The sequence below is a fragment of the Pelagicoccus enzymogenes genome, from assembly GCF_014803405.1.
Lineage (GTDB): Bacteria > Verrucomicrobiota > Verrucomicrobiia > Opitutales > Opitutaceae > Pelagicoccus > Pelagicoccus enzymogenes.
Genome location: NZ_JACYFG010000061.1, coordinates 178,875 through 193,801, shown reverse-complemented (window position 1 = coordinate 193,801; position 14,927 = coordinate 178,875). Strand labels below are relative to the sequence as shown.

Here is a 14,927-nt window from a genome sequence, read left to right as displayed (position 1 = left end):
GTTGGGGCGGGGCTTTGTCGGAGGTTTTGTTGCGGAGACTTCGCTGAATTTCGTATCAGTCCTCAGCGGTAAGGAATACGTCTGGGGCGAGAGTGTGAGGGGTGAAGCGAATGGTGCGGATGGCGCCTTTAAACCAATTGACTCGATTGATTCGGACGCCGAGGGACATATGGCCGTCTCCTTGGGCGACGTAGTCGAGCTCTTGGCTTATTTCAAGTTTACCATCGACGTAGTGCTTGAAGGTTTTTCCATCTACTACGATGGCTGCATGGTACCACTTGCCCGTTGGGTGCAGATGGTCCTGGGCATAGTTTACGACTGTTTGCTGTCTGGACTTGATGAATGTATCGAGAAACCAGTGACTGCCGTCGACGATTCGGGTTTCGAACATGACGCGGGAATCCGTCTCGTTTTCCTGCATGTGGAAGAAACGCTGTTCGGCGGGGCCGTCCGAGTAGGGGTTGAAGACAACTTCAACGGTGAAGCGTGACCACCCTTCGAGCGGATGCACGTCTAGGATAAGGGCGTCGTCCACGCCGTCGAACTCGATGGCCTTGCCGCGTGGCGTATCGATGAGGCGAGGGCTTCCTTCCACTGCGAGTGTGTTGCCGTCGAGCGATTCTAGATTGTCGAGGCGCCAGACGATGGAGTCCGTCTGGGCATTCGCGGAATGGGCCGTGAGAGCGAGTAGGTAGATTGTAGTTGAAAGGTGGATATGTTTAAAAGCCATAGCTTACTCGACGTCGATGATTACGCGTTGGTAGCGGGTGAGACGTGGCGTGCCGTGGTCGGTGACGGCGAGGATGATGTGCATGGTGCCGGTGCCGGGTGGCATGACGCGGCTGGTCTTCACCGTGAGGTGGGCTTGGGCTTGGTCGAAGCCGACGATGTCGTGCTTGTTTCCGCTGCGGGAGTTGGACATGCGACGGGTGCCGGGCTCTTCGTAGCAGAACCAATGGAAGGAGAGTGCGTCCCCGTCGGGATCGCTGGAGGCGAGGGCGCTGAGATCCACGCGTTCTCCTTGTTTGGCTTTGAGGTAGGCGGGGTGGTCGAGTTTTGCCACAGGCGGGTGGTTGGCCTCATCGTAGGATTTGATTGTCCAGTCCATGCGGGCGGCGAAATCGTTTTGGTAGGCTTCGCGCCAGCGCCAGATGGTGGCGTGGTTGGTGGTATGCCATTCGCCGTCGTTGCCGAGGACTTCGTCTTGCACGTTGGTCCAGATGGGGCGGGTCTCCGGCTCGAGGAACCACTTCTCTGTGCGAGGCGTGTAGAGTTCGTAGCGTCCGCCCCAGCCGCCCCAGTCCGGGCGTTCGGGCACGCTTAGGCCGTTGTTGACGAGGTTGAGGAAGGAGGGGGTGTCGCCCTCCATCATGTATTCCCAATGTGGGTACTCGGCTCCGAGCGGACCCTTGGAGCGGATGTTGCGCTCGAGCCACTCGTTGGAAACCAGCTGGAAGTCGGCTCCGCCGAAGCGGCCGTGAAACTTGTCGCCGCCGATGGCGATCCAGGTGGCGTGGTGGAAGCCGCCGCCAGCGTTGACGCCGGGGGTGACGATGTAGAAGAGTTCGGGAAATTCTTTGCGAATCCAGGGACCGCTGCTGTCTTGGTCGGAGATGGCATAGACGCGGAGCTTGGCGACGAACTTGGCGAGCTCTTCCGGGCTGCGGGTGGAGCGAACCTTGTACAAGGCTTGGGCAAGGACGTTGGGACCGCCCCAAACGTTAACCCAGAGGGGACGTGGATCGTCGCGGTCGGTGGCGGCGATGAGCAGCTCGGAGCCCGCGGAGTCCTTGCCTTCGCCGACCGCTTCCATGTTGCCCAGAGGCAGTCCCGAGGCGATGCAGGAGCGAAGGTGGCTTTCGCTTGGAAACCCGGGTTCGTGCAGTTCCAAGTTGTCGCGAACTTCTCCGAAGGCGGTGACGATGTCTTGGATGTATTTCGGATGGACCGGGCGGGTGCTTCCGCCCGGAGGCGTTGCGACCAGGCCTTCGATGTCGATGTGGTTCGAGTAGGTCATCAGCCGCACCATCGACATGCGGTCGTCCGGATCGCCACCGATGTCAGTGAGGACGAAAAGCCGAGGCTTTTCGGTCGCCGCGGCGAGGGCGGCAAAGCTAGCGAGGAGGCTAAGTAGGGTATTTTTCAATACGGGAAATTTCATGAGTGTGTCTCCTGTGTTCTGCAATGTGAGTTGGTGCCCTATTCCTCGGGCCATTCGCTTTTGAGTTTGTAGTGGTAGGTGCTGTTGACCGCGCCTGGGCGAGCTTTGTCGACCTTGAGTTTTTCGTTTTGCAATAGGCGGATCATTTCGGCTCCTGCGTAAAGGGTAGGGCCGTAACCGTGCGTGGCGTGGATGCTGGCTCCGCGATTGTAGTAGTAGGTGTTGTCGTGAGCGAAGGTAGTGGCTTCGCAAGTACCGTCTACGGCACCGTCCTCGAGGATGCGGGTATTGACGGCGTTCCAACCGGTGAGGGCGACTGGGCCGTAGACGTGGTTGATCCAGCCCTCGTTGATTCCTTTGGCGATGGCGAAGGTGAACATGGCGGTACAGGAGGTCTCGAGGTAGGTATCCGTCTTATCGAGCATGTTATGCCAGAAGCCGCTGCCGCTTTGCAGTCCAGCCAAGCTGCGAACCATGGAGCGGTAGAGGTGCATAACCTCGTCGCGGCCGGGATGTCCCTCGGGCACAACTTCTAGGACCTCGACCATGGACATGATGGTCCAGCCATTGGCACGCCCCCAGAAGAAGCGCGGATCGTAGTCGCCAGAGGTGATGCTCCAGCCATGGTCAAAGAGCTCTTTTTCGGGAACATAGAGTCGTTCTGCCATTTGCAGGATCTGGCGAATCGCGTCGTCGTAGTAGCTCGTGTCGCCGGTGAGCTTGCCCATGTTTGCGAGGAAGGGGACGCTCATGTAGATATCGTCAGCCCAAATGGATACGTATTGGGGACGGTGGCGGGCGAGGGTGCCGTCCTCGAGCCGGAGTTGCTTGTGCGAAATGTAGTCAGCGGTGTTTTTGATGATGGGCAGGTAGTCCTTGTTTCCATTTTTCAAATACGTCTTGATCATCGCCGCGGTGATCGATCCGCAGTCGTCGAGGGCGTGGTAGTTGGGCATGCGGCCCCAGCCTCGGACATCCGAACCGAAGGCCTCGCGATTTTTCTCGAAGTAGGGAAAGGTGCTGGCGACCAGATCGAAAAATTCGGAGCTGTTGGCGAGGTAGGATTCGTCGCTCGTGACATCGTGAATGTACTCAAATGCGGATAGCACGACGCCGTTGGTGTAGGACCACTCGCTGGCGAATCCGGGCGCAACCCGAGCGTTTTTATTGGGGGTGGAAAAATCGTTAATCACCTCTCCGCTCTCGCGGTCGATAATACCACGGGAGCTGGTCGAGTCGTAGTAGGCTCGCACGCGGTCCAGCGTCGCTTTGATGTCATCAACCTCTGGATACTCGTAGGGAACCGAGTAGTTGGGGACGCGCTCGAATTTGCTCTCTTGGGCGTTTAGGGCGGCGGATAATGCCGTCGCGACGAGGCTAGCGGCCGCGATTTGTTTCGCCAGGGAATGGATCATGTTAATTGAATGCTTTCGATTTAGTCAGCGAGGCGCAGGACGAGGATGGCGTCCTCCCATTTGGCGGGGGGCGCTAGGTCTCGTGATTCGCCCTTTTGGAAGGTATCGATTTTTTGGGTCTGTCCGTCGCGGGGGTAGAACCAGTGGGCCTGGGCTGGGCCTTCCAGGATGTTGTTGATCGAGGTATGGGTATTGTTGCCAAAGTAGACGAGGGCCAGCTTTCCATCTTTGGTGGAGGCGGCGGCTTTTAGGTCCTCGCCTAGGCCTACAGCGCCAACGAGGCGTCCGTCAGGTACCCATTCGAACCAATTGTGCTCGCGCAGGAACTCCTGTCCAATCACCGCGACTTGGCGAGCTCCGGGGAAGTCGAGGGCTTGTTGCCAAGTGTATCCACAATTATAGTCGCCCTCGGACCCTCGCATCGCCCAGATGGGGCCAGCTCCGTAGGTGTGTCCAGCGCCACCGGCGAAGAAGGTTTGGTAGAACTGGCGGCGGATGCGTACGGGCGTGACCCAGCCGCACTCATGGCGATAGGTGCCGTATTCGTAGGACCCTTCGAGGAAAAGCGAGGGTTTGATGGGATCGACGCGCTCGTATTCGTCGAGCATGATGCGGTGCACTTCGTCGACTTCCTTCCAAACTTCGACCCCGTTGGCATCGAGCCAAGGGTCTTGGTGGAACCAAAGGGAAGAGTTGTAGCGCGAGTCTCCATCTGGGTGATACGTGAGAAAGAGCTCGTCCCACGCTGGGTGCTTTTTGCTCCAAGCGGGGCTTTGGCCGGTAACACCTTTTGCAAGGCCCTCGGCCATGGAACGGTAGATCGCTCGGTTGTCGTAGTCGTGGTAGTTCTGGTTTTTGTCGAATCCCTTGAGCATGGCCTTGGTATCGCCACCTAGCACCCAAATAATGTTGGGCTCATCTTGGTAGCGATTTCCGAGGAAGGTCCCGTAAGCTTTGGCCTCCTCGATGTTGTATTCATTTTTCCCAGTCACCAGCTCGGCTGCCCAGCACGGAAGCAGGGCTAGGTACATACCCCGTTTTCGAACGGCTTCGACAACGTAGTCGGCGTTGTCCCAATAGTCGTTGGGTCGGGTCGAGCTGCCTCCTTTCACGACGAGCGGTTCGGCGGTGTTGGGCTCGCTTTCCGTGCCAGTGAAGGGGCTGTGGCCATAGGCGTTGCGAGCGTTGTCGGGGCTCCGGTCGATGCCGCCACCATGGGGAGACCAATGAGCTACGGATTGGATAACCGTGAAGCCGAGGGCTTGGCGGTGGTCGAGGTAAAGGTCTACCTCTTCGCGGGTGAGCTGCTGGAACATGCCCCAGGCGGTGTCGCCGACCCAAAGAAAAGGGGTGCCATCTTCATGTTGGATGTGATGGGCGTTTTCTACGACTTCTAGTTTGCCGTGTTCTTCCCAATCCGCGGCGGAGAGCTGGAGGGAGGGGGAAATGGCAAGGAGCGAAAGAGCGGTTTGAATGGTTCTTTTCATGTGTACAGGATTGGCTGAGGTATGGGCTGATTGCTTATTCGACGGTGATAATGACGCGCTGGTAGCGAGTCAGGTTTGGTGAGCCGGCATCGGTGACCTCACAGACGACGTGTATGGTTTCTCCCTTGGCGGCGTTGGCTGGAACCTTGAAGGAGGCGTTTCGTTTGTTTGCGTTGGAGATAGAGATCGAGCCCGCATAGGAGTCAGCTTCGGCGTATTGCCACCAATGATACTTGAGTTTGTCGCCGTCTGGATCGCTCGTGCCGTTTGCGCTAAGCGACACCTTTTGCCCGGGCTTGGCCCTCAAGTCGAGGGCGTGGGCCAGTTTGACGACAGGAGGGTGGTTGGCGTCCTCGAAGGAGTTGACGCACCAGTCCGCTCTCGCTGCGAAATCGTTTTGCAAGGCGGTGGTCCATCTCCACATGGGTTTGAAGTAGGCATCCATGAGGTCTTGGTCTTCGGGGAAGCGTTCTCGCATGTACATTCTGCCCCAAGCAGAGCCAGTGTACCAGCGACCTTCCGGGTATTCGTATCCAGATTCCTGTACGGGGTCGAGCCATGTGTTGCCGCGAACGAGGGTGTAGCGACCGCCCCAACCTCCGTAATCGGGAGACTCAAGACTGCGTAGGCCCGTGGGGATGGTGTGCAGGAAGGCTGGTGAATCGCCTTCCGAGCGGAAATCGCCCGGGGTAAAGTCAAGGTCTCCCTTCAATCCGTAGCTGCCGGGCACGTGGGCCTGGTAGAGTGAGCAAAGGGCACCGTGCCCTTCGAGGATATTGGCTTTCATCCAGTCAGCTCGCAGGTAGCGTTGTTCGTTTTCGGGGAGGATTTTATTCCATTGGTACGCCACGGCCCAGAATTGGTCGGAGATGATGGTTGGGATATTGAACTGTCCCCAACTCGGCAGGATGTAGGTTTGGTAGGTCTCGTCCTGCTCCCAAATGAAGTAGAAGCGGATTTTTTCGGCTACTTCAGCCATGCGGTCGGGGTGAGACTCCTCGATGGTCTTGAGGGCGCGTGCGATGGTGTTGGTACCTCCCCAGGCTTGCAGCCAGATGGGACGTGGGTCGGATGTGTCCAAGAGGGCTTCGACGATGCGTTGCGACCCGGGAGTTATTTCATCCATCTCGCCTTCTGCCTTCACGTTGCCGAGCAGGGTGCGTTCTCTGAGGTATTCAGGAGTTGGGTACTCTGGATCGTGTTTGACGAGATTTGGGTAGACCGTCTCATATGCGTCGAGATAGGGCAGTGCCCAGTCGTCGCCCGCCCAGCGATGTCCCTGCCAGTGGTATTGCGAGCTAGAGGTGATGATGCCCTCGACGTCCCATTCGTTGGTGTAGAGAAGGAAGCGGACGAGGGAGCATTCGTCGTCGACTTCGCCGTCGCTGGTGACGATGACGCGGGTCTTCTCCGCGACGTTTGCTGGTTGGCTATTAGATGGGGAATCGGCAGCGAAGCTGAGGAACGAGGCGAAACAGGAGAGGGAGAGGGGAACTATGATGTTTTTCATATGGGTAGTTCGATCTAGATGATGCTGTTCAAGTAAATTTCGAGTTGAGTGTATCCACCAGGGCCTATCTGGTTCCCGTCGCTTGGGTTCAGAGGGTCGAGGCCGTGAGCGTTTTCCCATGCGTCGGGCATGCCGTCTGAGTCGGAATCGACTGGGGCGGGAAGGCTTTGTAGCACGGGCCAGCCGCCGACATCGTTTTGAGAATCAATGATGCCGTGCATTTGGGAGGGGGCGGCGAGTTCGTGGTCGTTCTCGTAGGTCAGGCCTTTGTAGGTTGCGTATCCATTTTTCACTTCATCTATGATCCGGAGGTCGACGGAATCGCGGGAGGGAACCTTGGCTCCGGCTTCGGCGAGGACGGAAAGATAAGCTTCTTCGGCTGTTTGCTGACGGATCGGCATGGCGGGCCAGGGCGCTAAAAGCTTCAAACTTGGGATGGCAGAGAGGTTGTTCGGATTGTGCTTCTGCACTCCATTGATTGCGGTTAGGGATGGCACAACGCCTTTCCAGTTGTCGCTGGTAACGGCCTCGCTACCGACCATGACGTTGTCGGCGATGTACCATTTCCCGTAGTCGCTGTCTCCATTGCGGGACCAGGGTGCGGCTAGTTGGTGGCTGATGGCGCCTGGCAAGGTCGCGGGACCAGGCTTGTAGTAATTGGCAACCATGTTGATGTTCGAGAAGTTGAATTTCTCTCGATTCGATTGCTGAACGTTCTCAGCGCCGTAGGTCGAGGCGTAGCCCCAGTTGTAGACTACGTTGTTGCGGTAGTCGACGTTCCCGCTGCCAGAAGCGAAGCGAGGGCTGCGGTTGGAGTGGCTGGCAATCAGGTTATGGTGGTAGCTGCTGTAGTTGGATCCCCAGATGCCGCCGAAACCGTGGTTTCCTTTAGCGTGGTTAGATTCGTAGAGGCTTTCAGAAATAATGCACCATTGCACGGTGGTATGCTCACCATGGTAAATCGTCATGGTTTCGTCGATACTCCAGCTGGCGGAAACGTGATCCAAAATTAGGTTTTTGGTGTACCTGCTGGTGATGGCATCGGGAAAGTCGCCCGCCTCGTCGCCCAAGCGAACGCGGATGTAGCGAATGATTACTTCGTCCGCGTCGATGAGTAGAGGGCGGCGCCTGAGCGTAATGCCGTCTCCGGGGGCGGTTTGTCCGGCGATGGTGAGGTATGGGTTGGTGATTCTTAGATCGCTTTCAAGGACGATGGTACCTGATACTCTGAATACGACGGTACGGGGACCTTCGGCCTCGATGGCGGCCCGGAGGCTGCCTTCGCCAGAGTCGTTGAGGTTGGTCACGGCGAATACCTTTCCGCCTCGTCCGCCGACGGTGTACTTGCCGTAGCCTTCCGCGGTTGGAAACGCGAGCTGCGTTCCTGAATTTCCGTGGCTTTGGGAAAGACTTAGGAAGGCGAGTAGAACGATGAATAGAGTTTTTGGATACATGGGGCTATTTATTGGTACTGATTGCTTGCTAAACTCGAAGGTGACTTATCGCGGGTTTGTAACGCTGGGAATGCTGGGCGTCGGTTCGATTTCAGGAACCCAATCTCCCTCCAGCGTAACGGCGGTGGTGGTGTCCGCGCGGAAGATATTCTCTCGGTTATAGGCGGCTGCCTCGGAATCGGTAAGCTGGTGGGTTCACGGCAATCGTTCGCTGGGGTTAGCTCCTGGCCCCGAGTTGCGGTATTCGGCGAAGAATGCGGTTTCATGGTTGGAATTTTGGTTCCAGACGGACCAGCCTTCGGGCCTGATTTGTTCGCCGAGGTGGCAATATAGGTATGCCACACGGGCCCCTTCTCTCCAAGGCCTCCCGAGAGAGGCTTTGGTTACGGTCTCTCCCGGGTAGAGCTGGATACGGCAGTTTTTGAATACGTAGCCGAATTTGTTGACTGGCATTCCGTCGACCAGCCTTTGGCTGTGGGCGGTGATGTGGGAGTCCTTGCGCAGACGGATGGTGCAATCTTCGAAAAGGGATATCCCGTCTCCGTAGATAAAGTCTGTAGTGCCTTCTATGATACACTCTTTGTTATAGGAACGGTGATTTCCGCCCAAATAGTAGGTGTCTTGGAAGCCGGTCATCCTACAACGGTAGAAAACAGCCCGGTCTCCATCGACTCGAAGGGCTGCGGCTTGGCTACCGCCACGTCGGCTATCGATGGTGTTTTGGAAGGTGATATTCTCAGCGTAGAAGTCGTTGGCGTAAACTCTGGTACTCGCGTAGTCGCTGGTAATTTTGGCATGGTGATCGTAGGTGAGGATCACGCTTTGGTAGGATTCGCCGACTAGCTTTAGCATGGTCTTGTCGGCGGGAATGCGGATCTTTTCCTTGTAGGTTCCCGGCTTGATGTAGATGACGAATCGAGCGGTTCTGTTGCTAGGACATGCGTCTATGGCTTCTTGCACGCTTGCGAACTCTCCGCTGCCGTCGGCTGCGACGACGTAGTGATCCCTTTCAGCTCGCCCGTCGGAGAGGCCGATAAACATCAGTGAGAGTAATCCCATTATTTGGTATTTGGCTCGGATGACTTTGTGCGGTATAGACAAAGCGTTTCTGGCAAAAGCAAGATGCCTGACTGCGAAGCCAATAGTCGAACAGAGTTGGGCGGCTTGGGTTTTCATTTATGTATGCGAAACGTATTGCTTAGAGTTGGGCCTGAGGAGGGAGCTTTGCCGTGCTCCTCAAAGTTCATACATGTAATTGGTTTACGGTTACGGTAGATCTATACCGGCTTTAGGTCAGTGAGCTCATCGATTCGAACGATACGTTTCTCGTCGATGCTCTTGCGGGCGGCGATGCCGATGAGCACGCTCATCGCTCCTTGGCGAAGGCTTGCCGCTTGCCCGTAGTCGCGCTCGGGCTTTTTACCGCGGAAGATCTGGTCCTTCATGATGGGATCGCCTCCCCAGTGGCCGCTGCGGACATGAGGGAGTTTTCTCACTTCGCTCTTACCCCAATTCATGCTGGTGATGATTTCATAGTATTTGTCGAGAGATGCCTCTCGGTTCTGTGACATCTCCTTGGCGTGCAAGGCGGCCTGGTCCTCCTGTTGCTGCTCCATCCAAGGCAGGCCCTCCCAGGTTTCGAAGCGCCCATCCATGCCGTTGAAGGCGATGCGGAACCCTTCGAAGGGGGAGTAAGTGGTGAGAGAATAGCTTACTTGTACGTTGTTGGCGTATTTGATTTGCACCGCCATCTTGTCGAAGATGTCGATCTCGTGGCGGAACAGGCAGTTGTCCCGGATGTAGCCGTCGTATTTTTCATTGGATATATAGAGGTCGACGTTTCGTTGGCTTTCGGTGATGTCCCAGTAGAACTTGCAGTTTTTCTTATGCGGACAGCTGCGGCAGTTTTCGCCGCGAAAGGCGTTGGCACTGCCATAGTGTTCTAGACCGCCAAAGGCGCTTACCTCCACGGGTTCGGAATCGATAAACCAGTTGAGCAGGTCGAAATGATGGGCGGACTTGTGCAATAGCAGCGTTCCACCTTTTTCCCGCAATCCGTGCCAGCGGCGAAAGTAGGAGGCACCGTGGTAGGTATTCAGATACCAATGGAAGTCGATCGAGGTCAGGCTTCCGATTTGTCGTTCGACCAGCATCTTCTTGAGCTCGGAGAACAAGTGGCCGTAGCGATAGTTCATTGCCACGATCACCTTGCCCTTGGAACGTCGCTCGGCGTCAAGAATCTGCTGACACTTATCCTCGTCGGTCGTCATGGGCTTTTCGGTGACTACGGTCAGCCCTTGATTGAGTCCTTTGACGATGAATTCGTGATGCGTGGAATCGACAGTGGTCACGATCAGGATATCCATGGGGACGGTGGCCAGCATCTCGTCGAAGTTGGTGAAGGTCTTACAATCGACTCCCATGTAGCGTTTGGCGTAGGCGAGCCGGCCGGGATTTATGTCGGAGAGTGCTACGAACTCGAGCGCGTCGCCGTAGTCTTCGAGCAATGACTTGCCCCACATGGAAGTGCCTCTTACCCCTGTGCCGACCATGGCGACGCAGAGCTTTACTGTATTGGTGGATTGGGCACGCACGCCGACGACGGAGGCGGCGAGTGCGGCGCTTGAAGTTGCGATAAAGCGGCGGCGATTGATGGGTGTTGGCTGCGGGGTATTCATTTGATATTTTGGGGTCTTTGGTGGAGAACGGTGTCTGGAAACGAGACAAGGGACGCTCTTTAGAGTGTTAGTTGATTTAAGTAATTCTCAAGTTGAGTATATCCATTGGAGGCGACTTGGTTCCCGTCTTGTGGATCATTCGGATCAAGGCCGTTTGCTGTTTCCCATGAGTCGGGCATGCCATCGCGGTCGCTGTCTGCGGGGGCGGGAAGGCTTTTCAATAGCGGCCATCCTCCGACGTCCTCTTGGCTTTTTATAATTTGGCCGGATCGGTCGCGGACGCTTTCTACGACGCGGGCGTCCACTGCATCGCGTTTCGGGAGGCTGGCGCCCCCGAAGTCCAAAACCCGAGCATAGGCGGTGGCTGCGTCATCTGTCGTTACGGGGCCTGTTTCGAATGGAATGTCTTTTCGGTAGTCGCGGATGTTGTCGGCGGTCCAGGTCTCGCGAAAGTTTACTAAGCTCCAAGGGTCTTCTGGTATCTGACCATCGAAGGCGTTTTCGGCGAAATAGGATCGATTGTAGGGGGATCCGGTTGAGTAAGCGATGCCGGTGGGTTTGGAGTCGACTCCCGGTATCAGATAATTCCCTACATAGTTGAGACGGGTGACACTGACCGAGTCGGCATTGTAGCCGGCGTGGCCTCCGCCCCAGTTGTAGATGACGTTGTTGCGGAAATCGAGCAGGAGGCCGTTTGGATCTTGGTCGTGCGGGTTGCTGTTGTAGTTGCCGGGGCGGGGATTGCGTCCTCGGTTGTGGGCGTAGAGGTTGCGGAGAAAGCTGTACTTCGCTCCCCCTGTACCTCGTATCAATGAACCGAAACCGTGCTGAGATGGGTTGAGGGCCTCGGTGATGTAGCACCATTGCACGGTGACACGGGTGAGCGTTGGTTTTGAGGTGGAGGCCGATAGCACCTCGTCGAGACTCCAGCTTGCGGAGCAGTGATCTACTATGATGTTTGCGCCGGAAGAGATGCTGAGGGCATCTTTACCCTGTCGGCTGCCTTGCCCGTGTTGGCTGTCGCCCAGTCGAAACCGTAAGTGGCGGATAATAACATCGTTGGTGCGGACGCGAACTGTATCCCCCTTTAAGCAGATGCCGTCGCCGGGCGCGGTTTGTCCAGCGATGGTCAAGAAGGGGTTCTCGATATCGAGTCCGCTTTCCAGTTCGATCGTTCCTGAGATTTCGAATACAACAGTGCGAGGCCCTTCCTGTTCGACTGCCCATCGCAGACTGCCTTCCCCGCTGTCATGGAGGTTGGAAACGTAGATTGCCCTGCCGCCGCGTCCGCCTTTGGCATAGGCCCCGAAGCCTTCAGCTCCTGGAAAAGCCAGTTGCTGTTGCGAGGCTGCAGCCAAGCAAGCGACATTGGAAAGGGCCACCGCCGCAAGCAGAGTCTGGCGTATCAAGGATTTCATTTTGAGAAAATAGGTAGTGGGTACGTAATTACAACGAGGTTACTCACTTGGGTTAAGGCGTGAAATTAGCGAGCCACGCATCGATGTCTTGAGTGGGGATTTCCAATTTTCGGTAGGTGGGTTCGTATTCGGGATAGCCACCTACCTCAGACTGGCTATCAATGATGCGGCCAGTTCCTAGACGCACGCCGTCGACGATGCGTTGGTCGATGGGATCGCGGTCGAAGGGGCGAGCCCCTGCATTCTTCAGCACGCGTGTCAATGTTTCCTCTGGTTCAGAAACCTTAAGTCCGTCGAGCCAGAGAATGGGGTTAGGCCGAAGACGAGCGGCTGGAACGCTGGGTCGCGCCCTTGATCCGTCTCGCATGATTTGCCAGTTCCCTTGCAGGTAAAAGCGACCTATCTCGGGATGTTGGCTGCCTGAACGATTCTCCCGAGACGGGTCGTCGCTTGAATGTTCCATTTCGGTGGGCGGGGCACTTATGAAGGAGAGGTTCTCTTGTGTATCCAAACCGTGGCTCAAAACGTTCCCGAGGATACTTAGCTCAGGTTCGGGAGGAGCCTGGTGACCTTCCCATTCTATGGGTCTCCAACCAGAGGTGATTGCATGCTCGCCGGGATTGAAGATTACGTTGTTGGCCACGACTCCGCTGGATCCGATTTTAAAATAGGGATTTCGATCTACGTTGGAGGCATAGAGGCAGCCGACGATTGCGACGCGTTGAATGCGATCGTGTATGAGTGTACCCTTGGAATGAGGACCTTTGGCGTGTGAAGCGTCGTTTAGACCCTCAGCGATGAGGCAGTTGCTAAAGGTAACATCGGAGCTCGTTACACCTTGTAGGCGAGGGCCGGATACTGAAAGGTTTTCGTCAACCGCCCAAGTCGTAGAACAGTGGTCGACGACGACTCGGTGCGATGCTGAGACGGCAATGCCGTCTGTATCCCAGCCGCTGCCTTTGCTGCGACCGTTGTCGCCAGGGCGTACTGCCAGGTGTTGGATGAGTATATCGTGTGTATTGGACACAGTCAGCCCGCCGCGAATGAGAGTGATCCCCGGGTTGGGTGCTGTCTGCCCAGCGATGGTAAGGAAGGGGTCTTCGATTCTCAGATTTTGGCCTTGGAGGTCGATGACGCCGCCTACTTCAAAGACGATGATGCGAGGGCCTTCCACCGAGATCGCTGCATGAAGGGAGCCCGGTCCTTTGCTTTCAATGGTAGTAACTCTAAGGATACGACCACCGCTACCGGCAGGTGTCGTAGTTCCGAAGCCGATCGCTCCTGAGAAAACAAGATTTTCAGCGCTCAAGGAGGTAGACTCGAGCAAGACAACAAGCCCCAAAAGAAACGTGAGGATGGCGCTTTTTGATCTGTTGTATCTTGGATTCATTTCTTGTTTTGAAGATTCGTACTCACACAAGTTCCGCTAGTGCACCGGGTAAGGTAAGAAGCGCGTTCGGAGGAGAATCTATCATGGGGAAAATTTAGAGGGATGGATTCGGGCAAAGGTGTTAGGGGTGGCTGGATTCGGTCGGAGCGGGACGGGCGCAGCGTTCCATGCGGTCGGCGAAGTCGCGCATGAAGGCTTCGCGCCATTGGCTGACTGACTTGGCTCCGTGGTGGATGCCTTCGGCCATGGCAGGTGTGGGGTCGTCGGTCCACCAATTGGGGTAGTAAACGGACGGCGTGAGCGAGACCTCGGGATCGGGAAGATAGGCGGTGATGGCACCTTCTTTTCCGTCGAGAGCGGGTACATTGCTTAGTATTGTGTATGTGAATACTTTGGGGTCTCTAGGGCAGAAGCGGAAGCGGAGGTTACCCTCGCCGTCCGGCGAGCCGATCAGCGATTGGTTGGTCACGACCATGCGGCCTTCTGGCGTTTTGGGAGCGTCTGGACCGAGCGGTAGGACTAGCTCTAGAACCCCGAATATTTCGAGGCGATCGTCGGTAGTCGTTAACCGATCGTAGCGAGCGAAGGGGCGATCCCAAGCGCGAACGAAACGGCCGCCCCAACCGGGGAGGCTGGGTTGGCCTGGGTTGCCACGCAGGACCCAATTGACGGAAGGAGTGTCTCCCATTTTGATGACGCCGCCTAGGTGTTCGGAGAAGTAACTACCGATCGCGCCACGACCGGCCACGTGGTGTTTGACGAATTGGTTTTTGCCCCATTCGTCATCGGGGTCGCCGCCAGTGAAATAGCCGCGATAGGTGGCGTTTGACTCGATGATGAAGAGCGTCGGGAAGTTGTCCGCAATATACTGATACGCGTCCGGTCCCCATTTCTTGTTGGGGCCGCCGATGTAGTATACGCGCAGCTTCGGCAGGATATCGGGCGCGTCGTGCAGGGCTTGGGCGACTTCCTCGATGGCTCCCCAGACGAGGATGTGGAGAGGTCGTGGGTCGTCGCGGCGGGCGCATTCAACGATCCACTCGGAGCCTTCAGTGGTTCCCCGCAAGCCGGAGTAGGGAGCGGGGTGGATGCCTCCCTGCTTGGTGATGGAGCGAAGCGCGTCGGGAGTGGGATAGTCGGCGGACCAGGTGCTCAGGTTTGGGTAATCTTTCTCATAGGCGTCGATGACCTCTAGGATCTTGGTTTTCCCTTCGCGCTCGAAGGGGGATGAAACAAGTCCTTCGATATCGAGAGTGTCGGCGTAGAGAAGGACGTGAGCCATGGACTGGTAGTCGTCGGGGTCGGTGCCGCCGATGTCGCTGGTGACGATGACGCGATGCTTGTCGGAGCTGCCGCTAGCGGTGCTTGCTATGGCAATTGCGAGGCATAAGATCTGAGTGAGCTTGGGCATGAT

Annotated in this window: 11 protein-coding genes; all 11 read right to left on the bottom strand. The window is 56.6% G+C overall.

Translation table 11 applies throughout. The features are described from left to right. Positions 1-55: 55 nt before the first annotated feature. Positions 56-730: a LamG-like jellyroll fold domain-containing protein gene (locus IEN85_RS23605; RefSeq protein WP_191619582.1), complete on the bottom strand. Its 675-nt coding sequence runs from the start codon at positions 728-730 to the stop codon at positions 56-58. 3 nt (positions 731-733) lie between these two features. Beyond that, positions 734-2,161, bottom strand: a complete 1,428-nt coding sequence (locus IEN85_RS23600) for a nucleoside hydrolase-like domain-containing protein (protein WP_191619581.1) — start codon at positions 2,159-2,161, stop codon at positions 734-736. Positions 2,162-2,199: 38 nt separating this feature from the next. Next, complete coding sequence (locus IEN85_RS23595) at positions 2,200-3,576, bottom strand: glycoside hydrolase family 88/105 protein (protein ID WP_191619580.1); 1,377 nt, start codon at positions 3,574-3,576, stop codon at positions 2,200-2,202. Positions 3,577-3,596: 20 nt separating this feature from the next. Further along, entirely contained in the window at positions 3,597-5,063 is a 1,467-nt protein-coding gene (locus IEN85_RS23590; protein ID WP_191619579.1) for a glycoside hydrolase family 140 protein, read from the bottom strand. 34 nt (positions 5,064-5,097) lie between these two features. After that, a complete protein-coding gene (locus IEN85_RS23585) occupies positions 5,098-6,573 on the bottom strand; it encodes a DUF1593 domain-containing protein (RefSeq protein WP_191619578.1) in 1,476 nt (491 codons plus the stop codon). A 14-nt stretch (positions 6,574-6,587) separates the two neighbouring features. Beyond that, positions 6,588-8,027 (bottom strand): hypothetical protein, encoded by a 1,440-nt coding sequence (locus IEN85_RS23580; RefSeq protein ID WP_224772910.1) that lies wholly within the window; start codon positions 8,025-8,027, stop codon positions 6,588-6,590. A gap of 195 nt (positions 8,028-8,222) precedes the next feature. Beyond that, complete coding sequence (locus tag IEN85_RS23575) at positions 8,223-9,086, bottom strand: pectinesterase family protein (RefSeq protein WP_191619577.1); 864 nt, start codon at positions 9,084-9,086, stop codon at positions 8,223-8,225. Positions 9,087-9,304: 218 nt separating this feature from the next. Beyond that, positions 9,305-10,705: a Gfo/Idh/MocA family oxidoreductase gene (locus tag IEN85_RS23570; protein ID WP_191619576.1), complete on the bottom strand. Its 1,401-nt coding sequence runs from the start codon at positions 10,703-10,705 to the stop codon at positions 9,305-9,307. A 59-nt stretch (positions 10,706-10,764) separates the two neighbouring features. Beyond that, positions 10,765-12,123, bottom strand: a complete 1,359-nt coding sequence (locus tag IEN85_RS23565) for a pectate lyase family protein (protein WP_191619575.1) — start codon at positions 12,121-12,123, stop codon at positions 10,765-10,767. Positions 12,124-12,175: 52 nt separating this feature from the next. After that, complete coding sequence (locus IEN85_RS23560) at positions 12,176-13,513, bottom strand: pectate lyase family protein (RefSeq protein ID WP_191619574.1); 1,338 nt, start codon at positions 13,511-13,513, stop codon at positions 12,176-12,178. A gap of 121 nt (positions 13,514-13,634) precedes the next feature. Then, the gene (locus IEN85_RS23555) at positions 13,635-14,924 is read right to left on the bottom strand and encodes a DUF1593 domain-containing protein (protein WP_224772909.1); all 1,290 of its coding nucleotides are present in this window, start codon (positions 14,922-14,924) and stop codon (positions 13,635-13,637) included. Positions 14,925-14,927 lie beyond the last annotated feature (3 nt).